At 64.4% G+C, this 19,819-nt stretch carries 17 protein-coding genes; 8 read left to right on the top strand and 9 right to left on the bottom strand.

All coding sequences use genetic code 11. The features are described from left to right. Window positions 1-92 precede the first annotated feature (92 nt). Window positions 93-707, bottom strand: coding sequence for a glutathione S-transferase (locus tag BN2475_RS02835; RefSeq protein ID WP_094778065.1), 615 nt, complete (start codon window positions 705-707; stop codon window positions 93-95). Between the two features lie 158 nt (window positions 708-865). Here BN2475_RS02835 and BN2475_RS02830 point away from each other — a divergent pair, with 158 nt between their 5' ends. After that, window positions 866-1,798: a LysR substrate-binding domain-containing protein gene (locus BN2475_RS02830; RefSeq protein ID WP_094778064.1), complete on the top strand. Its 933-nt coding sequence runs from the start codon at window positions 866-868 to the stop codon at window positions 1,796-1,798. Between the two features lie 122 nt (window positions 1,799-1,920). Here BN2475_RS02830 and BN2475_RS02825 read toward each other — a convergent pair whose 3' ends face one another. Next, entirely contained in the window at window positions 1,921-2,316 is a 396-nt protein-coding gene (locus BN2475_RS02825; RefSeq protein ID WP_094778063.1) for an acyl-CoA thioesterase, read from the bottom strand. A gap of 294 nt (window positions 2,317-2,610) precedes the next feature. On the opposite strand from BN2475_RS02825, the gene BN2475_RS02820 reads away from it, so the two are divergent. Next, window positions 2,611-4,497, top strand: a complete 1,887-nt coding sequence (locus tag BN2475_RS02820; protein ID WP_094778062.1) for an ABCB family ABC transporter ATP-binding protein/permease — start codon at window positions 2,611-2,613, stop codon at window positions 4,495-4,497. A gap of 126 nt (window positions 4,498-4,623) precedes the next feature. On the opposite strand, the gene murU is transcribed toward BN2475_RS02820, so the two are convergent. Continuing rightward, window positions 4,624-5,337 (bottom strand): N-acetylmuramate alpha-1-phosphate uridylyltransferase MurU, encoded by a 714-nt coding sequence (gene murU, locus BN2475_RS02815; protein ID WP_094778061.1) that lies wholly within the window; start codon window positions 5,335-5,337, stop codon window positions 4,624-4,626. A 3-nt stretch (window positions 5,338-5,340) separates the two neighbouring features. Further along, entirely contained in the window at window positions 5,341-6,432 is a 1,092-nt protein-coding gene (locus BN2475_RS02810; protein ID WP_094778060.1) for an aminoglycoside phosphotransferase family protein, read from the bottom strand. 222 nt (window positions 6,433-6,654) lie between these two features. Here BN2475_RS02810 and BN2475_RS02805 point away from each other — a divergent pair, with 222 nt between their 5' ends. The 4 genes from BN2475_RS02805 (at window position 6,655) to rsmA (ending at window position 12,418) form a co-directional block, all read left to right on the top strand. Continuing rightward, window positions 6,655-9,024 carry an LPS-assembly protein LptD gene (locus BN2475_RS02805; protein WP_094778059.1) on the top strand — a complete coding sequence of 790 codons (2,370 nt, stop codon included), beginning with the start codon at window positions 6,655-6,657 and terminating at the stop codon, window positions 9,022-9,024. A 67-nt stretch (window positions 9,025-9,091) separates the two neighbouring features. Further along, window positions 9,092-10,456, top strand: a complete 1,365-nt coding sequence (locus BN2475_RS02800; protein ID WP_094778058.1) for a peptidylprolyl isomerase — start codon at window positions 9,092-9,094, stop codon at window positions 10,454-10,456. Between the two features lie 5 nt (window positions 10,457-10,461). Beyond that, on the top strand, window positions 10,462-11,472 hold the full coding sequence (pdxA, locus tag BN2475_RS02795; RefSeq protein WP_094778057.1) for a 4-hydroxythreonine-4-phosphate dehydrogenase PdxA: 1,011 nt from the start codon (window positions 10,462-10,464) through the stop codon (window positions 11,470-11,472). Window positions 11,473-11,587: 115 nt separating this feature from the next. Further along, window positions 11,588-12,418 (top strand): 16S rRNA (adenine(1518)-N(6)/adenine(1519)-N(6))-dimethyltransferase RsmA, encoded by an 831-nt coding sequence (rsmA, locus tag BN2475_RS02790; RefSeq protein ID WP_094778056.1) that lies wholly within the window; start codon window positions 11,588-11,590, stop codon window positions 12,416-12,418. A 28-nt stretch (window positions 12,419-12,446) separates the two neighbouring features. On the opposite strand, the gene BN2475_RS02785 is transcribed toward rsmA, so the two are convergent. Further along, window positions 12,447-13,388: a DMT family transporter gene (locus BN2475_RS02785; RefSeq protein WP_094778055.1), complete on the bottom strand. Its 942-nt coding sequence runs from the start codon at window positions 13,386-13,388 to the stop codon at window positions 12,447-12,449. Between the two features lie 281 nt (window positions 13,389-13,669). Here BN2475_RS02785 and BN2475_RS02780 point away from each other — a divergent pair, with 281 nt between their 5' ends. Both BN2475_RS02780 and gloA read left to right on the top strand, forming a co-directional pair. After that, window positions 13,670-14,788, top strand: coding sequence for a porin (locus BN2475_RS02780; RefSeq protein ID WP_094778054.1), 1,119 nt, complete (start codon window positions 13,670-13,672; stop codon window positions 14,786-14,788). 87 nt (window positions 14,789-14,875) lie between these two features. Further along, window positions 14,876-15,262: a lactoylglutathione lyase gene (gene gloA, locus BN2475_RS02775; RefSeq protein WP_094778117.1), complete on the top strand. Its 387-nt coding sequence runs from the start codon at window positions 14,876-14,878 to the stop codon at window positions 15,260-15,262. 157 nt (window positions 15,263-15,419) lie between these two features. Here the strand turns inward: gloA and BN2475_RS02770 are convergent, their stop codons facing one another. Genes BN2475_RS02770 through glyS form a run of 4 tightly spaced genes read right to left on the bottom strand, consistent with a single transcriptional unit; the run spans window position 15,420 to window position 19,814 of the window. Continuing rightward, window positions 15,420-16,310 (bottom strand): M48 family metallopeptidase, encoded by an 891-nt coding sequence (locus BN2475_RS02770; protein ID WP_094778116.1) that lies wholly within the window; start codon window positions 16,308-16,310, stop codon window positions 15,420-15,422. 42 nt (window positions 16,311-16,352) lie between these two features. Further along, window positions 16,353-17,111, bottom strand: coding sequence for a lysophospholipid acyltransferase family protein (locus tag BN2475_RS02765; protein ID WP_094778115.1), 759 nt, complete (start codon window positions 17,109-17,111; stop codon window positions 16,353-16,355). Window positions 17,112-17,149: 38 nt separating this feature from the next. Further along, entirely contained in the window at window positions 17,150-17,704 is a 555-nt protein-coding gene (gene gmhB / locus BN2475_RS02760) for a D-glycero-beta-D-manno-heptose 1,7-bisphosphate 7-phosphatase (protein WP_094778053.1), read from the bottom strand. A 10-nt stretch (window positions 17,705-17,714) separates the two neighbouring features. Further along, window positions 17,715-19,814: a glycine--tRNA ligase subunit beta gene (gene glyS, locus BN2475_RS02755; protein WP_094778052.1), complete on the bottom strand. Its 2,100-nt coding sequence runs from the start codon at window positions 19,812-19,814 to the stop codon at window positions 17,715-17,717. Window positions 19,815-19,819: the final 5 nt, after the last annotated feature.

Raw genomic sequence — 19,819 nt, 5'->3', positions numbered from 1 at the left:
CGACACAGAGCAATGCCCTGCTACACGCGCCATACGCCGCGCTCATACAGCGCCGGCTCATACAGCGCCTGAATACGCGCTAACCGCCGCGCTCAAACCGGCGGCGTAGCCACGAACACCGGCAACTTCTCCGCCGACGCGGAAAACGCCTGCAAGTGCGGGTACGCCACTTGGTCGACGATCTGCGGCAGCATCATCTGCGTGAAACGCCAGGCGACCGCCACGGTGACGTCCGCCGCGTCGAGCTGTTGCTCGTCGACCGGCAGCGCGACTGTGGCCAGGTCGCGTTCGAGTTCGGCGTAGGCGGCCAGCAGTTGCGCGCGCACGCGCTCGACCCACGGCTCGTGCTGCTTGTCGGCCGGCCGCAGATTGCGTTCGTAGACGATCTGCACGGTCTTCTCCGACGCCGCGAGCGCGAGGCCGGTGAGATGGGCGGCGCGCAACGCGTCGTCCGGGCGCGTGGAAAAGAGTCGTTGCCCGGGACCGGCGAGCGTCGCGAGATACTGGAGAATCACCGTCGAGTCCATCACGGAGCGGCCATCGTCGACGATCAGCGTCGGCGCCTTGACGACCGGGTTGATCTTCGCGAATTGGTCGTAGGTGCGGAACACCGAGATCGACTCGTGTTCGAAGTCGACTTTCAGCAACTTGAGGCAGATAGCAACCCGGCGCACGTAGGGCGAGTCGAGCATTCCGATCAGTTTCATTTGATTCCCGTTAGAAGTTCTATCATCGCGCGCCTAGGTCGATGCACTGCAGCGTTTCGCTGTCGGCACGGCTTGTCGCACGTCAGACCGATAGCTTAAGCATCTCCGCGCCGCAAAAAAAGCGACAATTACCGACGATTTGCGTCAGAATTTCTTACATGAAACCGATCCCGCCTTTAACCGCGCTGCGCTGCTTCGAGGCCGTTGCTCGCCTCGGCGGTGTCACCCAGGCCGCGCGAGAATTGCACGTGACTCACTCGGCGGTGAGCCAGCAGATCAAGGTGCTGGAAGACACGATGGGCGTCGCGCTGTTCGTGCGCGAGGCGCGCGGGCTGCGGCTCACCGAGGAAGGGCGCCTGTACGCGCTCGACATACGCGCTGCGCTGCGCGACATCACCCAGGCCACGCGCCGCGCGCAAGCGCGCCCGCACGAAAGCGAGCTGGTGATCTCGACCGTGCCGTCGTTCGCGCAGCATTGGCTGGTGCCGCGCCTCGCAAGCTTTCGCGAGGTGCACCCGTACTATCGGGTGCGTCTCTTGACCAGTCTGCAGGTCGAGGATTTTCGCCAGGGCGTGAGCGACATCGGCATTCGGATGGGGCAGGGGCATTGGCCCGACGTCGCGCAACAGAAGCTGTTCGACGACGACATGGTGGTGGTCGCGGCGCCGCATTTCGCGCTCGCGCCGAATGGCCGCTTGCCGGTGAGCGCCGAGGAGGTGGTCGCCTGCCCGCTGATCGCGAGCCCCGACGCGCCGTGGGCCGACTGGTGCCGGGCGGCGCAGGTGGAGCCGCCGCCGGCCGACGCGGTGGTGCTGTCGGCCAACGATTCGAACATCGTGATCGGCGCGGTGCTGCTCGGTCAGGGCATTGCGCTCGAACGGCGCAGTCTGGTCGCGCATGCGCTCGCGCAGCACGCGCTGGTACAGATCACCGATATCGGCGTGCCATACCGCTTTCCGTACTGGCTCGTGTGGCAGCAGCGCGACGTGCTCAACGCTCGCCAGGCGCATTTCGCGCAGTGGATCGAAGGCGAGGTCGACGCTTATCTGCGCAGCAGCGGTTCGGCGGCGGCGTCGGTTCGTGTGGCGTGATGGATGCGGCCGGTTTGCGGCGCTGCGCATAAACCCGCGCCGAAACCCGCGCCTAAGCCCGCGCATGAAACGGAACGAGGCGCCAGCGCGCCTCGTTTTCGTCGTGCGGGCACTTTGGCCGCTCAGTCGAGCACGGGCAACGCACGCGGGCGACGGTCGCTGTCGGTGGCGACGTAGGTGAGGATCGCCTCGGTGACCTTCACGAGGTCTTCGGCGAGGCTCATGCGCTGCGCGTAAACCTCGACCGACACCGTCACCGACGTATTGCCCGTCTTGACGATATCCGCGTAGAAGCTCAGCAGATCGCCGACGAACACCGGCTGTTTGAACACGAACGAATTGACCGCGATGGTCGCCACCCGCCCGTTGGCGCGGCGGCTCGCCGGAATCGAGCCGGCAATATCCACCTGCGCCATGATCCAGCCGCCGAACACGTCGCCGTGGACATTCGCGTCCGACGGTTGCGGCATGACGCGCAGCGCACAGGGCTTGGACGGAAGTTGAAGAAGATCGGACATCGGGGCACCCTCGAGAAACGGATTGGCTCGGTCGCTTCGACCAGCAGGCGCGCAATTCACGACGACGTACCGGTCAGCGGTACGAGCCGGCCTCACGACCCGCCTGCAACCAACCGCCGGGACAGCCCATGGAAAGCGGCGCCAGCCGGCTTCTGCGACAATAGAAAGATCAGGAATTGTACGGGAAAGCGCCCAGCCGGGTCGCCCGATCATCAGCCGTGTGCCGGGTCGGCATGGGATGGTCGGCGCGCCGCTGCGAACTCCGGCATTCCACACTCTCCCCAGCCGATTCCCATGCGCCGCTCGCCTTCGTCCGAACCCTCGCCGATTTCCACCCAGCCTCGCAACGACTGGCAAACGATCCTGTCGCTGCTGCCGTACCTCGCCACCTATAAGTGGCGGGTCGGATTCGCGCTGGCTTGCCTGATCGGCGCCAAGATTGCCAATCTCGGTGTGCCGATCGTGATGAAACGTATCGTCGACGGCCTCGCGTCGGTGCAGCATCTGACCGCGCTCGGCCGCGCGCACGACGCGCCCGGCATCGTGCTGCTGGGCGGGATGGGCCTGCTGGTGGTCGCGTATGCGGTGGTGCGGCTGTCCACGTCGCTCTTCACCGAACTGCGCGAGATCCTGTTTTCGAAAGTGACCGAGAACGCGGTGCGGCAACTGGCGCTGAAGGTGTTTCGCCATTTGCACTCGCTGTCGTTGCGCTTTCATCTCGAACGGCAAACGGGCGGCATGTCGCGCGACATCGAACGCGGCACGCGCGGCATCACGCAACTGATCTCCTATTCGCTGTACAGCATCCTGCCGACGCTGGTCGAAGTCGGCCTCGTGCTCGGCTTTTTCGTCGTCAAATACGAGGCGTATTACGCGATCGTCACGTTCATCGCGCTCGCGGTGTATATCGTCTTCACCGTGAAGGTCACCGAGTGGCGCACGCATTTTCGCCGCACGATGAACGAGCTCGATTCGAAGGCGAATTCACGCGCGATCGATTCGCTGCTCAACTACGAGACCGTCAAGTACTTCGGCAACGAAGGATGGGAAGCGAGCCGCTACGACGAAAACCTCAAGCGCTATCGCACGGCGGCGATCAAGTCGCAGCGTTCGCTGTCGGCGCTGAACTTCGGCCAGCAGGCGATCATCGGCACGGGACTGGTGTTCATTCTGTGGCGCGCGACGCAGGGCGTGATGGCCGGACGCCTCACGCTCGGCGACCTGGTGCTGATCAACACGTTCATGTTGCAGCTGTATATTCCACTGAATTTCCTTGGCGTCGTGTATCGCGAGCTGAAGCAGAGTCTCACCGACATGGACCGCATGTTCACGCTGCTCGGCGCGACCCAGGAAGTGCCTGACCTCCCTGATGCGCCGGCGCTGGAAGTGAGCGGTGCGCAGGTGCGCTTCGAGCGCGTGAACTTCGCGTATGAACCGGCGCGTCAGATCCTGCACGACGTGAGCTTCACGATCGCGGCGGGCACCACGACAGCGGTGGTCGGCCATAGCGGCTCGGGCAAATCGACGCTCGCGCGGCTGATGTTCCGCTTCTACGATCTGGACCGCGCGACGGGCGGCGCGATCGTCATCGACGGTCAGGATATTCGCGATGTCACGCAGGCTTCGTTGCGCGCGTCGATCGGCATCGTGCCGCAGGATACGGTGCTGTTCAACGATTCGATCTACTACAACATCGCGTACGGCCAGCCGTCGGCGACGCGTGAAGAAGTGATCGCGGCGGCGCGCGCCGCGCATATCCACGAGTTCATCGAAGGGCTGCCGAAGGGCTATGAGACGTCGGTCGGCGAGCGTGGCCTGAAATTGTCCGGCGGTGAAAAGCAACGCGTGGCGATTGCGCGGACCATCCTGAAGAACCCGCCGATCCTGCTGTTCGACGAAGCGACTTCCGCGCTCGATTCGCGTTCCGAGCGCGCGATTCAGCACGAGCTCGATCAGATCGCCCGCGAGCGCACCACGTTGATCATCGCGCACCGGCTGTCGACGGTGGTGCACGCGCAGCAGATCATCGTGATGGACAAGGGGCGCATCGTCGAGCGCGGCACGCACGCGGACTTGCTGCGCGCGAACGGCCTGTTCGCGCAGATGTGGGCGTTGCAGCAGCGCGCGGCGGCGCAACCGGAGCCGGTGGACACGGTGGGCGCGGGGGACGGCGGCCGGTGAGCGGGCCGCGTGCCGGTCGTTCGCTCGCTGGAGGCGAGGCCGGTTGCGTGGAGCGCGTGCTATGGCGGCCCTGTCAGCGAATGCCAGACGCGGCCGCATGCATGGTGTTGCCGCCGCGCTTTGCTCTCAGCGCGCGCTCAATCGCTGATCCAGCGCCTGCAATTGCGCCGACGTCCCGACGTTCTCCCACAGGCCCTCATACAGCTCGCCGCTCGCGCGAGCGCGCGCAATCGTCTCGCTGTAGTAAGGCGTGAGCGCGCGCCGGGTGCCGCGCGGCACATCGCGGAACATGCGCGAGTCGTAGAGTCCGATGCTGCCGAACGTGAAGCGCGGCTGCGCGTCGAGCGACAGCACGCCATCGACCAGACCGAAGTCGCCGCGCGGATGGAACGCCGGGTTCGGCACCATCACCAGATGCATGCCCGGCTCGGGCCGCGCCTTCAGTGCGTCGGCACGCGCATGCAATGCGGCGTAGTCGAAATCGGCATAGACGTCGCCGGCGACCGCCACGAACACTTCGCTTGCGCCGTCGTCCTCCAGCAGCGGCAATGCTTGCACGATGCCGCCCGCGGTCTCCAGTGCCTCACGCTCCGGCGAGTAGCGCAATTGAACCTGCCAGCGTGAACCGTCGCCGAGCGTGGCCTCGATCTGCTCGCCGAGCCAAGCATGGTTGATCACGATGGTCTGGAAGCCGGCCCCGGCAAGCCGCTCGATCTGCCAGACGATCAATGGTTTGCCGCCCACTTCGAGCAGCGGCTTGGGGCACGCGTCGGTCAACGGACGCATGCGTTCGCCGCGGCCCGCGGCGAAAATCATCGCTTTCTTCAAAGGCATCGTCATCGGTCAGAAGGTGTAGCCGACTTCATTCGCGCGGCCTTCGAGATCGTCGAGCAGTTTCGCGAACGGACGCAGCGGCGCGTAGCGTTCGCCGACCTTGCGCGCATAGCCGATGAAACGCGGCAGATCCTTCATGTAATGCGCCTTGCCGTCGCGGTAGTTGATCCGGCAGAACAGGCCGAGCACCTTGATGTGCCGCTGTAGTCCCATCCATTCGAGCTGGCGATAGAACTCGCCGAAATCCGCATCGACCGGCAGGCCCGTCTTTTTCGCCCGCTCCCAGTAGTACGCGAAGCAATCCAGCTCGAACTCCTCGTCCCAGCCGATGAACGCGTCGCGCAGCAGCGAAGCGACATCGTACGTGATCGGGCCGTAGACCGCGTCCTGGAAGTCCAGCACGCCGGGGTTGAGCGGGTTGGGTGCGGCGGTGATCATCAGGTTGCGCGGCATGAAATCGCGCAGCATGAACACTTGCGGTTGCGCGCGTGCGCTCGCGATCAGCAGCGCGAAGGTGCGATCGAGCACCCCGCGCGTCTTCTCGTCGACCTCGCGGGCGAGGTGCCGGCCGATGAACCACTCCGGCATCAGCTCCAGCTCGCGGCGCAGGAACGCTTCGTCGAATGGCGGCAGCACGTTTTCGCGCGAGCTCGACTGCCAGCGGATCAGCGCATCGAGCGCGTCGCGCATCAGCGTGCGTGCGCGGCGCGGGTCGTTGCCGTTCTGCGCGCCGGTCAGTGCGCCGAGGTACGACTCGGTGCCCAGATCGGTGACCAGCATCAGCCCGGCGTCGAAATCGACCTCCAGCACGCGCGGCACATGCACGCCGGCGGCGGCGAGCAACTGCGCGATTTGCACGAATTCGCGGCACTTTTCGGGCGGCGGGGCATCGACTGCGATCAGCGTGCCGGTGCTTTCGCCTTCCGGCGCCTTACCGGCGAGGCGGAAATAGCGCCGGAAACTGGCGTCGGACGAAGCGGGAACAAGCGTGTCGAGCTCGAGCGCATAGTGCGCCGCGTGGCCTTGCAGCCAGGCTTTGAGCAGTTCGAGGCGGCTGTCGGTGGAGTCTTGGGTGATGTCTTGGGAAGAGGGCAGCGTCATGAAAACCGGCGGCAAATTCAGAGGGGCAACGTCTTGCCATATAATACCCCACGACTTTTTTGACGCGACTCGCGCCAGCTTACGCGTGTTGCGCTTTACCGCCCGCCGCATCGTTCGACAGATTGTAAATCGTGATGTGCAGCCGACAGTCACGGTCGGGGTGCGCAGGCGGTGGACCGTGACTGCAGAAGCTGACCGACGGGCCGATTCGCCAATCGATACATGCCGCCTAGAAAGCCTTCCCTTCCGACTCCCTCTTGTGCCGTCGTACCGCGCAAAAGGCGGCTCGCCGCGGCGTTGATCGCCGCTCCGGGCCTGATGCCCGCGCTTGCGCACGCCCAGTTGGTGGGGGAAGCCGCGCAGCCGCAACCCATCGACGCGCCCTGGGGCATGCAGCTCGCGCCGCAGCTCGAGGATCATCCGCTGCGTACGGGTCAGAGGCCGGCCACCTTCGTGCTCGGCGACAGCGCCAGCGGCACCATCGACCAGGATCTGGCGGCCAAGGGCTCGGCCGAGGTGCGCCGCAATACGGCTGTGATCAAGGCAGACGCGCTGCATTACGATCAGGACACGGACATGGCCGACGCGTACGGCCAGGTCCACGTGATCAACAGCGGCAATACGTTCATCGGTCCGGAAGCGCATATGCGCGTGGATTCGACCGAAGGCTTCATGACCGCGCCGAAGTACCACTTCAACCTGACGGGCGGCTCGGGCAGCGCGGAGCGCGTCGACGTGCTCGACTACGAACGTTCGGTGTTCACGAGGGGCACCTACACGGCGTGCGCGTGCACGGACAACCCGGCCTGGTACATCAAGGGCAGCGAGTTCGACTTCGATACCGGCGCGGACGAAGGCGTCGCGTACAACAGCGTGCTGTTCTTCCAGGGCGTGCCGGTGTTCGCGTCGCCGTGGCTGTCGTTTCCGCTGTCGGGCGACCGGCGCAGCGGGCTGTTGCCGCCTACCTTCTCGCTGAGTTCGACGAACGGCGTCGAACTGTCGGTGCCGTATTACTTCAACATCGCGCCGAATCGCGATCTGACGCTCACGCCGCGGCTGATCTCCAAGCGCGGTGTGCAGCTGCAGAGCACGTTCCGCTATCTGTCGCCCACTTACTCCGGCTCGATCACCGGTGAGTTCCTGCCGGACGACCGTCTGACCAAGACCAACCGCTACGCGCTGTACATCCAGCACAACCAGAACTTCGGCAACGGGTTCGGCGGGTACATCTACTACAACAAGGTTTCGGATAACACGTATCCGCAAGACCTGTCGTCGTCGGTCAACCAGTTCATGAACGGTACCCAGCTCCTGTATCAGCAGGAAGCAGGGTTGACCTACAACAACGGTCCGTGGTCGGTGCTTGCGCGTGAACAGCACTGGCAGACTTTGGAGCCCTCGGTCGCGCCATATGGGCGTGAGCCGCAGTTGAATGTGAAGTACGCGAAGTACAACGTCGGCGGCTTCGACTTCGGCGCCGAAGCCGACTACACGAATTTCCGCATCACCACCGCGGACATGACCCAGGGTCAGCGGGTGCTGTTCAATCCGTACGTGTCGTATTCGGTGGTCGGGCCGGGTTACTTCGTCACGCCGAAGGTGCAATGGCACTTCGCGTCGTACAACCTGAACAACCTCAGCACTCAGGACATCGCGGCCGGCACGCCGAAGAATTTCACCGAATCGATTCCGACGTTTACTTTCGATACGGGGCTGATATTCGAGCGCTCGGTGCGGGTGTTCGGCGCGGATTTCATCCAGACGCTGGAGCCGCGCCTGTACTACGTGTACACGCCGTATTACAACCAGAACAACGCGCCGTTGTTCGACACCGCCGAATCCGACTTCGGTCTGGCGGAGATTTTCCAGCCGAACACCTTCGTCGGTAACGACCGGATCGCCGACGCGAACCGTCTGACCGCGGCGATCACCACGCGCTTCATCAACCCGGCCTCGGGCGACGAACGAGCGCGCTTCGTGATCGCGCAGCAGTACTTCTTCCAGGATCAGCGCGTCACGCTGCAGCCGGGCCAGACCAGCACGCAGGCCACGCACTCGGACCTGATCGCCGGTGCGGCGATCAAGCTTGGCGCCGGTTTCGCGTCGGAAACGGCGTTCCAATATAATGCCGACAACAACCAGCTCGTGAAGACGAGTGTCGGCTTCGGGTTTAGTCCGGCTACCGGCAAGGTGCTCAACGTCGGGTATCGCTACACGCGGGCGAACACCACGCTGGACAACCAGCCGATCAACCAGATAGTGATTTCCGGGCAATGGCCGCTGACGCATCGGGTGTACGGGGTGGGCCGCCTCAATTACGACCTGAACGGGCACCGGATCGTCGACGGTCTGGTCGGCATGCAATACGACGCCGACTGCTGGACGCTCGGCGCCGGCATCCAGCGCTATGCGAACGGCGTGAACACCTCGGGGCAGAATCAGTCGAGCACGCGGTTCCTTGCGCAGTTGACGTTCAAGGGGCTGTCGAGCGTCGACAACGGGCTGATGACTGCGTTCCGCAACAGCGTGGCGGGCTATACGCCGTTGCCGCCACCGCCGCCACCGGAATCGCGTTTCACCAATTACGAATGACGTTCGCCCGATCATTCTTGGAATGCGAAAAGACGGGCCAGGCGTGCCCGACATCATTGGAGTATCTGTGGCAATCATGAAAAAGCTTAGCTTGGCAACGCTTGGGGCGGGTCTCGTCGCTGCGGCGTCTTTCCTGTCGGTCGCGCCGGTTCAGGCGCAGGCGCTGGGCGGCGGTGGCGGCCAGACCGTCGACACCATCGCCGCAGTGGTCAACAACGGTGTCATCACGCGGCGCGAACTCGATGAGCGCATCAGCCTGATCACGCGCCGGCTGAATCAGCAGAACGCGCCGGTCCCGCCGATGGATCAGCTGCGCCAGCAGGTGCTGAACCAGATGGTGCTGGAGCGCATCCAGTTGCAGAAGGCGAAGGAAGACGGCATCACCATCGACGACGCCACCGTGCAGAAAACGCTCGAACGTCTCGCGCAGGCGAACAACATGTCGTTGGAAATGTACCGTGCGCGGATTGAGGCGCAAGGCGTGCCCTGGACCACCTTCACGAGCGACGCGCGCACCGAGTTGACGCTGTCGCGTCTGCGCGAGAAGGAAGTGGACAGCAAGATCACGGTGACGGACGCCGAGGTCGCGAACTACATCGCCAGTCAGCGTGGCCCGAACGCCGGCCAGACGAGCGACCTGCATATCCAGCACATTTTCGTGAAGGCGCCGCTGAACGCGTCGCAGACCGACATCGAGGCGGCGCAGCAGAAGGCGCAGGCACTGTTGGCCGAAGCCAAAGGTGGCGCCAACTTTGAAAAACTCGCGAAGTCCAGCTCGCAGGCGCCGGACGCGGCGAAGAACAGCGGCGACCTGGGTTTCGTCGCGCCGTCCAGGCTGCCGCCTGAATTCGTCAAGGCTGCGGCGACGCTGCGCCCCGGCGAAGTCAGCCCGGAACTGATCCGCACCAACGACGGTTTCGAGATCGTGCGTCTCGTCGATCGCCGCGTCGGTCAGGGCAACAGCTCGGATGCGCCGAAGCTCGTGCAGACGCACGTGCGCCATATTCTGCTGCGCGTCGGCGACGGCACGTCGGAACCGCAAGCGCGTCAGAGGCTGCTCGACATCAAGAGCCAGGTTGCCGCGGGCGGTGACTTCGCGAAGTTCGCGCACACCTACTCGCAGGACGGTTCGTCGTCGCAAGGCGGCGACCTCGGCTGGATCAGCCCGGGCGAGACGGTGCCGGAGTTCGAGCGGGCGATGAACTCGCTGCAGGACGGCCAGATCAGCGACCCGGTGCGCAGCGAATACGGCTATCACCTGATTCAGGTGCTGGGCCGTCGCGAAGCGGAAGGCTCGGTTTCGCAGCAGATGGATCTGGCGCGCCAGGCAATCGGTCAGCGCAAGGCGGAACAGGCTTACGCCGACTGGCTGCGCGAACTGCGCGACACCGCTTACATCGAAGTGAAACCCACGCTGTCGAACCTGCAATAACCATCATGACGCGCGCCGCCCAGCCTGCCAGCCTGCCGTTGCAGATCGCGATCACGACCGGCGAGCCCGCCGGCGTCGGCCCCGAGCTGACCGCGCAGGCGCTGGCCGGAGCGGCGGCGCACTGGCCCGCCGCACAGTTCACCGTGCTGGGCGACGCCGGTCTGCTTGCCGAGCGCGCGCACGCGGTCGGTGTCGATTGGGCCGCGCTGCTCGCGCACGGCAAGCGCGTGCAGGTGGAGCACCGGCCGCTCGGGGCGCCGTCGCAGGCGGGCAAGCTGGACGCCGCCAATGGCCGCTATGTGCTCGATCTGCTCGACAGCGCGATCGACGGCGCGGTAGCGGGCACGTTCGACGCGATCGTCACCGCGCCGCTGCAGAAGAGCACCATCAACGATGCCGGCGTGCCGTTCACCGGCCACACCGAATATCTGGCCGAGCGCACCCACACGCCGCGCGTGGTGATGATGCTGGCCGGCACCGGCAAACGCCCGCTGCGCGTCGCGCTCGCGACCACGCATCTGCCGCTCAAGGACGTCTCCGCCGCGCTGTCGATCGACGGCCTCGTCGAGACGCTGCGCATCATCGATCACGACTTGCGCCATCACTTCGGCTTGCCGGCGCCGCGCATCCTCGTGACAGGGCTGAACCCGCATGCGGGCGAAAACGGTTATCTGGGCCGCGAGGAAATCGAAGTCATCACGCCGGCGTTGAAGCGCGCGAACGATCAGGGCATCGACGCACGCGGTCCCTATCCGGCCGACACGCTGTTTCAGCCGCGTTATCTGGAGCAGGCCGACTGCGTGCTGGCGATGTTCCACGACCAGGGCCTGCCTGTGCTGAAGTACGCCACCTTCGGCGAAGGCATCAATGTCACGCTCGGCTTGCCGATCATCCGCACCTCGGTCGATCACGGCACCGCGCTCGATCTGGCCGGCACCGGCCGTGCCGACGCGGGCAGCCTGATTGCGGCGATCGACACGGCGGTGTCGATGGCGCAGCACCGCCGCGCGGGCTGAGTCAGGTGGCGGGGCGGCGCGCTTGCGGCCGCGTGTTGCCGCTGCGTGTTCCCGCTGTGTTTCCGCTGTGTTTCTTTTCTTTTCTCAAGCAGTCCTCTTTCTTAGCGTTTCTTCGATGTCCACCAGCAGACAGCAACAGGGCCGGCACCAGGGCCATCTCGCGCGCAAGCGTTTCGGTCAGAACTTTCTGGTCGATATGGGCGTGATCGATGCCATCGTCGACGTGATCCGGCCGCAGCGCGGCGAGCGCATGGTCGAAATCGGCCCGGGGCTCGGCGCGCTCACCGAGCCGCTGATCGAACGGCTTGCGACGCCGGAAGCGCCGTTGCACGCGGTCGAACTGGACCGCGATCTGATCGGCCGTCTGAAGACGAAATTCGGCGACCTGCTCGAATTGCATGCGGGCGATGCGCTCGCGTTCGATTTCGGTTCGCTGGCTGCGCCTGGCGAGAAGGCGTCGCTGCGCATCGTCGGCAATCTGCCGTACAACATTTCGAGTCCGCTGCTGTTTCATCTGGCGTCGTTCGCCGATCGTGTGATCGATCAGCACTTCATGCTGCAAAACGAAGTGGTCGAGCGGATGGTCGCTGAGCCGGGCACCAAGGCGTTCAGCCGGCTGTCGGTGATGCTGCAATACCGCTACGTGATCGACAAGCAGCTCGACGTGCCGCCCGAAGCATTCCAGCCACCGCCGAAGGTCGATTCGGCAATCGTGCGGATGATTCCATACGAGCGGCATGAACTGCTACCCGTCGATGAGCGCGTGCTCGGCGAAGTGGTGACGGCGGCGTTCTCGCAACGCCGCAAGATGCTGCGCAACACGTTGGCGGCGTATCGCGATTCGGTCGATTTCGACGCGCTTGGCTTCGATCTGCAACGCCGCGCCGAAGACGTGCCGGTTGCCGAATACGTGCGCGTCGCGCAGATCGTGGCGGCGAAACCGTAAGCCCTCGTTACCACCCGCGCCACACTGCTCACGCCCGAGGCGAAGGCCGCTGCGCCGGTGCATTGACTAGCGCGATGCCGGTCAGCACCAGCACCCCGGCCGCCAGAAAGCGCGGGCTGAACGACTCGCCGAGCAGCAGCACGCCGAAGGTCACGCCAAACAGCGGCGTGAGAAACGAGAACACCGACAGGCGCGACGCGATATAACGCCTCAGCAACCAGAACCACAGCAGATAGCTGACGAACGCGACCACCACCGCCTGATACGCGAGGCTCGCCAACGCGAGCGGCGTGACCGCTTCCACGCGTGCCTGGCCGAGCGCGAGTGCAAGCGCCAGCAATACCACTGCGGACACCGCCAGTTGATAGAACAGCGTCTTGCTGGCGCTCGAATGGGCGAGACGCGACCCGCGTACCACCACGGTGGTCGCAGCCCACGCGATGCCGGCCAGCACGCCGAGCGCGTCGCCGGCCGCACCCGCGAGCATCGAGCCGCGCGCCGCCGGTCCGTGGAGGAAACCGTCCGCAAACGCCAGCCCGATGCCCACGAACGCCGCCACGATACCGAGCCATTGAATCCGCCGCATCCGTTCGCCGCCGCCGAACCAGTGCAGGCCGAGCGCCGTGAAGCACGGCGCGGTGTACAGAAAGACCGCCATCCGTGACGCGCTGGTCAGCGTCAGGCCAAAAAAGATGCAGACGAACTCGGCCGCGAACAGCACGCCCGCGAGCAGGCCGGCGCCCAGCGTGCCGTCGTTGCGAAAGAGCGGCGTGCCGCGTGAGCGCGCCCAACCCCACACGAGCACCGCCGCGATCGCCGAACGCAAGCCCGCCTGAAAGACTGGCGGCAGCGCCGCGTTGGTGGTTTTGATCACGACTTGCTGGAGTCCCCAGATCGCGCACAAGCCGATCATCAAGAGAATCGCAAAGCTATCCAGGGCGCGACGTGCGGGCAGAGTAGTGGTGCTCATTAGCGGTGTAGTGGTGAGATTGGCGAAGCGGTGACGGGGCGGCGAGCCAGAGCCATACGATAGCAAACCCGCACCGAGAGCCAGCGAAGCTGCTGGCTTCTACGCGTGCTTCTTGCGCACTGCAAGCGCTTTGCGCACTTAACAACACCTACTGCAGACGAATTCCTTGACACCGCCATTTCGCGCTAAGGTTCGAACATCAGCGTTTCGTCAGGACATTCTGCACCGCTTACATCGACGAACCCCAGCCGCGCGCAGCGGAGCCGGTACGAGGAGAGGACATGAAGAACGTAGGCAGGTGGGCGGCGGTGATGCCGGTAGCGATGGCTTCATTAGGATGCCAAATGGCACACGCGCAATCGAGCGTGACGCTCTACGGTGTGGTCGACGAAAGCGTGCGCTATCTGACCAACGTGAATAAGGCCGGCGACTCGTCGATCGGGCTCGGTTTCGGCGGCCTGACCCAGAGTCGCTGGGGTATGAAGGGTGTCGAAGACCTGGGCGGCGGCTGGTCTACCTTCTTCAAACTGGAAAATCGTTTCAACATCAACAACGGCCAGAGCGATCCCACGCTGCCATTTTTCAACGAAGCGCAGGTGGGCGTGCGTTCGAATGCGTTTGGCCAGGTGATTCTGGGCCGTCAGTACAACTTGATGATCGAAGGCGTCACGGCGGGCGGCTACGGTAGTAACTGGTGGATTCCGTACGATTTCAGCTTCCAGCCGGAAGTGACGATGACGGGCGGCATCTGGACCAGCAATCAGGTGCAATATCAGGCGAGATTCAACGGCTTCAGCTTCGCGGCCGGCTATGCGTTCGGCGGCAACGCGGGCAACTCATACGGCAGTCAGATCGGCGCGGCCGCCGCTTATGGACCGGCGGGCGGTCCGTTTACCGTGGGCGGCGCGTACCAGGAGTCGAAGGATTCAGTCAACGGCGCGGCCGCGCAAGCGTGGACCTTCGGCGGCTCGTACACGTGGAACCTCACGCGCTTCTCGGTCGGCTACATCGTCAATCAGAACGACGCGGGCTTTTCGAATTTCGCCAACGGACCCTTCTCCGCACCCGTGCTGGCCGCGCTCAAGTACACGGACTTCGCGCGGCGCCGGATGATCATGGGCGGCATCACGCAGCAGGTCGGCAACACGTGGCACTTTGCGGCGAACATCTGGCGCACGTTGCAGGATGGCAAGACCGCCAAACAGGACGGCTCGGCGTGGCAGTATCAACTGGTTGTCGACTACAACCTGTCCAGACGCACCGACGTCTATCTCGAAGGCGATTACGCGCAGTACCGCGGCGATCTGATCGGCGCGCAGCTGCAAGGCATCAATGGCATCGGACTCGCGCAGAAGAGCACACAACTCGGCTTGATGGCGGGCCTGCGGCACCAGTTCTGAGTGCCGGGCCGCGTGTGCCGCGCGCTGCAGCAGCGCGTGATTCCGGGTACATTGACGGTCTCGCTATCACGCAACAGGGAGTGCATCATGCGCCTGCTTCACACCATGCTCCGGGTCGGCGACCTGGACCGTTCGATTGCCTTCTATACCGATCTGCTGGGCATGAAACTGCTGCGCCGCCACGACTATCCGGAGGGCAAATTCACGCTGGCATTCGTCGGCTATACGGACGAACGCGATGGCACTGTCATCGAATTGACGCACAACTGGGATACGCCTTCATACGATCTGGGCACCGGCTTCGGACACCTCGCGGTTGAGGTCGACGATGCCTATGCCGCGTGCGAAAAGATCAAGGCTCAAGGCGGTACAGTCGTGCGCGAAGCCGGCCCGATGAAACACGGCACCACCGTGATCGCTTTCGTCACGGACCCGGACGGCTACAAGATCGAGTTCATCCAGAAGAAGAAATGATGTAGCTGGGCCACCGGGCTCAATCGGCAAATAGCGATAGTCCCTGCTTCATTCAAAGACGTCGCGGTTGGCCGGCGCTGGTTGTCGATGGGAGTTTCTCGTTGATGAGACCGCCCGGCGCTTCATGCCGAAGCGCCGGCTTCAACGCGCGAAGATCTTAGAGCGTCGGCAGCAATTCCGGCGGATGCGACTTCAGCGTCTGCCGCGCTTCGCGGAATTCCGGAAAAATCGATTCGACCGTTTGCCAGAAGCGCGGGCTGTGATTCATTTCACGCAAATGCGCAAGCTCGTGCGCGACGACATAATCGATGATGGAGAGCGGGAAATGAATCAGCCGCCAGTTCAATCGAATCTTGCCGTCACTCGAACAACTGCCCCAGCGCGTCGCCGCTGAAGAGAGCGCATACGCGCGGTAGTTGACGCCGAGCTTCTCCGCGTAAATGGCGAGGCGCTCGCCGAACAGGCGCTTCGCTTCACCCTGCAACCAGCCTTGCACGCGGTCCTTGATCTGCTGCGGATCGGCCAGCAACGGCAACGGCACTTGCAGCGCCGCGTCGTGCGCGCTGAACGCCAGCGTGCCTTGCGGCGAACCGAGCTTCACCCGCACCGGCTGACCGAGGTATGGCACTTCAGCGCCGTCTTTCCAATCGACCTTCGGCAGTGCGCGTTGTTCGACACGCGTTTGCCATTCGATCAGCTTCGCGAAAATCCAGCGCTGCTTTTCGGTGATCGCGGTTTCGATATCGGTCAGCGTGACCCAGCGCGGCGCGGTGATCGTCAATCCGCTGCTGTCGATCGCAAAGCCGATCGAGCGGCGAGCCGAACGTTTGAGCGCGTAGTGCAGCGTGCGAGAGCCGATGGCGAGGCTGCGCAGCTTGCTGCCGTCGGGGGCGAGCGGCACGGCCGGCTGCTGCGCGGCGGATGAGTCCGGTGACGGCGCGGAGGGTGAAGGGGACGACGATGTCGACCCTGGCTCGGCGAAGAGCGGCAGGTCGAGCTGTCGGTTGTCGAGCGCCGCAGCGGGCTGCGACGGAGGAGACTTCTGCATCGGATTCGCTTCGCGCAATGCGCCTTCGAGGGCGCGGGCGCGTCAGATTGGTGCGGCGGCGGAACTGCTGTCCGCCGCGCGGTACGCAGTTGGATCGATGCGGCGCATTTCAGCTTCGATCCACTGTTCGACGCGCGTGTTCACTTCGTCGGGCGTGAGCCCCGTTGTATCGATTGGCTTGCCGATCGACACCGTGACTATACCCGCATATTTAAAGAACGAGTTGCGCGGCCACACGCGTCCTGCATTGTGTGCGATCGGCACGACAGGGGCGCCGGTGGCGATCGCGAAGCGCGCGCCGCCGGTCTTGTACTTGCCCTGCTTGCCGGTCGGCGTGCGCGTGCCTTCTGGAAACATGATGATCCACGCGCCTTCGGTCATGCGGGCCTTGCCTTGCCTGATCACCGACTCGAACGCGAACTTGCCTTCCTTGCGATTGATGTGAACCATCTTCAGCATGCCGAGCGCCCAGCCGAAGAACGGCACGTACAGCAGCTCGCGCTTGAACACATAGCACAGCGGCCGTGGCATCAGCGCCGGAAAGGCCAGCGTCTCCCATGCCGATTGATGCTTGGACAGCAGCACCGCCGGACCATCGGGCAGGTTCTCGTAGCCTTCGACCCGGTAGCGGATGCCATTGAGCCAGCGCACCGTCGTTAGCGTTGCACGGCACCAGCCGGCAGCCATCCAGTAGCGATTGGCGGCGCGCATGAATGGGAACGCGATGAAGCACGCGGTCGCGTACGGCACCGTGAACAGGACAAAGTAGATCAGCAGCAGCAAAGAACGGATGAAGCGCATCGGCGTGGTCAGTAAGAGGTGGGGACGCGCGGCGCGCGTCACTCCTGGATGTCGGCGAGGAAGTCGAGCGCAAACGCGCGCAGGTCGTCGTGCACGATCGTGCCTTCGGGCAAGCCGCCGGCCGCGAGCGTTTTGCGGCCTTTGCCGGTCAGCACCAGATGAAGCGGATGACCGAGTGCTGCGCCCGCTTGCAGATCGCGCATCGCATCGCCGACGACCGGAGTGTGCGCCGGATCGACCTCGAAACGCTCGGCGATCATCTTCAGCATGCCGGGCTTCGGCTTGCGGCATTCGCAGTGATCCTCTGTCGTGTGCGGGCAGAAGAACACCGCGTCGATGCGCGCGCCGACCGCCGCCGCCATCCGATGCATTTTCAGATGCATCGCATTGAGCGCGTTCATGTCGAACAGACCGCGACCGATGCCCGACTGGTTGGTCGCGATCGCCACGCGATAGCCGGCCTGGTTCAGACGCGCGATCGCTTCGAGCGCACCAGGCAGGGGGACCCATTCGTCGGGCGACTTGATGAACGCGTCGGAGTCGACGTTGACCACACCGTCACGATCGAGGATCACCAGTTTTTTGATCGGCATGGCGCGGGGCTCAGGCGGCGAGTCGGGAAATGTCGGCGACGCAGTTCATCTGCTGATGCAGCGCGCCGAGCAAGGCCAGACGGTTGGCGCGCAACGCCGGGTCTTCGGCGTTGACCATCACGTCGTTGAAGAACGTGTCGACCGTTTCGCGCAATGCGGCGAGCGCGGTCAGCGCACCCGTGTAGTCGCGTGCGGCCAGTTGCGATTGCACGCGCGGCGTCACCTGTTCGAGCTGTGCATTGAGCGCCTTTTCCGCCGCTTCGGTGAGCAGCGCGGGTTGCACGCCGCCGTTCGTCGCGCCTTCCGACTTCTTCAGGATGTTCGAGATGCGCTTGTTGGCCGCCGCGAGCGATGCCGCTTCGACCAGCGTCGCGAACTCGCGCACCGCATCGAGGCGCGCGACGATGTCGTCCAGACGCGTGGGGTTCAGCGCCAGTACTGCGTCGATTTCGCCGATCGCGTAGCCGCGCTCGCGCAGCAGGCCGCGCAGGCGGTCCATGCTGAATTCGTAGATGGCCTGGGTCGAATCGGCGACGTTCGGCAACGCGGCGAATTGCGCATAAGCGGTGCGCAACAGTTCGACGAAGTCGACCGGCAGTTGCTTTTCGATCAGAATCCGCAGCACGCCGAGCGCATGACGGCGCAGCGCGAACGGGTCTTTCTCGCCGGTGGGTTGCAGGCCGATGCCCCAGATCCCGACCAGCGTTTCGAGCTTGTCGGCCAGTGCGACGACCGTGCCGGTCGCGGTGCTGGGCAACGCATCGCCGGAGAAACGCGGCTGATAGTGTTCCGAGCACGCCAGCGCGACCTCTTCGGGCTCGCCGTCGTGGCGCGCGTAGTACGTGCCCATCGTGCCTTGCAGCTCGGGGAATTCGCCGACCATGTCGGTGATCAGGTCGGCCTTCGCGAGACGCGCGCCACGCCTGGCGAGCGCGACATCCGCGCCGATCATTCCGGCGATCGCGCCGGCTAGCGCTTCGACGCGCTCGACACGTTGCAGCGCCGAACCCAGCTTGTTGTGATAAACGACGTTCGCGAGCAACGGCACGCGCTCCGCGAGGGGCTTTTTCTTGTCCTGCTCGAAGAAGAACTTCGCGTCGGCCAGACGCGGGCGTACCACGCGTTCGTTGCCTTCGACGATGTCGCCCGGCGTCGTCGTTTCGATGTTCGACACGATCAGAAAGCGCGAGCGCAGCTTGCCGTTCGCATCGGTCAGCGCAAAGTATTTCTGGTTCGTCTGCATCGTGAGGATCAGGCATTCCTGCGGCACCTGCAGGAACTCGTCCTCGAAACGGCACGCGTAGACCACCGGCCATTCGACCAGCGAAGTCACTTCCTCCAGCAGCGCTTCCGGCATCACCACCTGGTCGCCGTTGGCGTGCGCAAGCAGATGCGTGCGGATGGTTTCCTTGCGGTCGGCGAAGTTCGCCACCACGCGGCCCTTGTGCAGCAGCGTCTCCGAGTACGCATCCGCATGCTGGATCTGCACGAAGCCTTCGGAGAGGAAGCGGTGGCCGAGCGTGGTGTCGTCGGCGTCGATGCCGAACGCAGTGACCGGCACGATCTGGTCGCCATGCAGCGCGGTCAGGCGATGCACCGGACGCACGAATTGCACATTGGTGCCGTCCGGGCGCTGATAGGTCATGAACTTCGGGGTCGGCAGCTTGACGAGCGTTTCGTCGAGCGCGCTTTGCAGCCCTTCAGCCAGCGTCGCGCCCGGTGCCGCATAGCGCAGGAAAAATGCTTCGGCCTTGCCGTCCGGCGCGCGTTCCAGGTCGCTGACCGAAAAGTCGGGGAAGCCGAGGGCGGCAAGTTTCTTCGCGAGCGGCGCGGTGGGTTGGCCGTCTTTGTCCAGCGCGACGGAAACCGGCAGCACTTTTTCGCGCACGTGTTTTTCCGGCGCGACCGCGCGCACGTTGCGGATGGTCACGGCGAAGCGGCGCGGCGTCGCGTAACGTTCGAACGACAGTTCGCCTTCGATCAGGTCGCGCGCCGCGAGGCGCTGCGCAATGCCTTCGGCGAACGCGTCACCGAGACGCGCGAGCGCTTTCGGCGGCAGTTCTTCGGTGAGCAGCTCGACGAGCAGGGTAGCTTGATGGGGATGAGTCATTGGTT

The sequence above is a fragment of the Paraburkholderia ribeironis genome, assembly GCF_900019265.1.
GTDB classification, from domain to species: domain Bacteria; phylum Pseudomonadota; class Gammaproteobacteria; order Burkholderiales; family Burkholderiaceae; genus Paraburkholderia; species Paraburkholderia ribeironis.
The sequence above is the reverse complement of the archived record's forward strand: the minus strand, read 5'-3'. Positions and strand labels throughout refer to the sequence as shown.